Source organism: Calidithermus roseus, assembly GCF_003574095.1.
Lineage (GTDB): Bacteria > Deinococcota > Deinococci > Deinococcales > Thermaceae > Calidithermus > Calidithermus roseus.
The window spans coordinates 1-911 of the sequence record NZ_QWLA01000173.1; the positions used below are offsets into that span (position 1 = coordinate 1).

General features: G+C 71.9%; 2 protein-coding genes. Both read right to left on the bottom strand.

Annotated features, from left to right (window positions below; genetic code table 11):
- Positions 1-32: 32 nt before the first annotated feature.
- Positions 33-248, bottom strand: a complete 216-nt coding sequence (locus tag Mrose_RS18445) for a hypothetical protein (protein WP_119280675.1) — start codon at positions 246-248, stop codon at positions 33-35.
- Positions 249-342: 94 nt separating this feature from the next.
- Positions 343-759 carry a single-stranded DNA-binding protein gene (locus Mrose_RS18450; protein ID WP_245970032.1) on the bottom strand — a complete coding sequence of 139 codons (417 nt, stop codon included), beginning with the start codon at positions 757-759 and terminating at the stop codon, positions 343-345.
- Between the last annotated feature and the right edge of the window lie 152 nt (positions 760-911).

Here is a 911-nt window from a genome sequence, read left to right on the forward strand (position 1 = left end):
CGCTCAAGCTATACCCCCTATCATCACGCCTATCATAGGGGGCACACCCCGCGGGGGGAGATCTCGTGCGCCAGGTGGGGGTGGCGCAGGGCCGCGGCCTCCTTGTCGAACATGGTCTGCGCCTCGTGGCGCTCGGCGGCCCCGTCGTCCAGCAGCTCGCTCAGCAGGCTGCGCGGATCGACCACGGCGCAGAAGAGCGCCCAGGCCGCCCCCATCAGCATCAGCAGGTCGATCCAGCTCAGGCTCATGGCCCCATGGTAGCATCGCCGTCCTGCGCCGGCGGGGGGCAGCTCTCATGATCCGGCCGCCCCGGCGTGCACGGGCGTGTATCGCGGTCCCCGCTTATCTCCCGCCCTGTCCCGCCCGGCACCACGTCCCCCCGCAGTCGCCCGGCCCTTCGAAGCGGACGAGGGTGACGTAGCCCTGGCGCTTGCCCTCCACGCCCTCCTCCTCGAACTGCCAGGCCCCGCGTGAAAATTTCACCACCTCCGGCAGGTCGCGCCGGCCCGCGAGGTGGCGGCGCCGCCAGCGGAAGCCGAAGGCCTCCACCGTCTCGCTGTCGAGCTCCCTGGCGCCCAGGAAGGCCCAGTCGAAGCAGCCCGCGCAGGCCAGCGGCAGCACGTAGCCGCCGGGCGGAGGCGGGGCGGGGCGGTAGCCCTTGGCCCCCCACTCGCGCAGCAGCTCGAGGTAGTCCTCCGCGGTGGCCTCGAGCTCGAGGCCGTGGCCCAGCGGGCTGGTGAGGTGCAGGCGCAGGTGCATGCCCGCATTGTACCGGGGGCCCCAGCCCCGGCACCCCTGCCGGCGGCGGCGCCCATGCGGGGTTCTTGTCGTCAGCGACAGCGAAAAGTCCCTATCTTCCCACTCTAATATAACTCTCATTCTTGGGGCGGCCTGGTGGGCCGGGGGAGGGG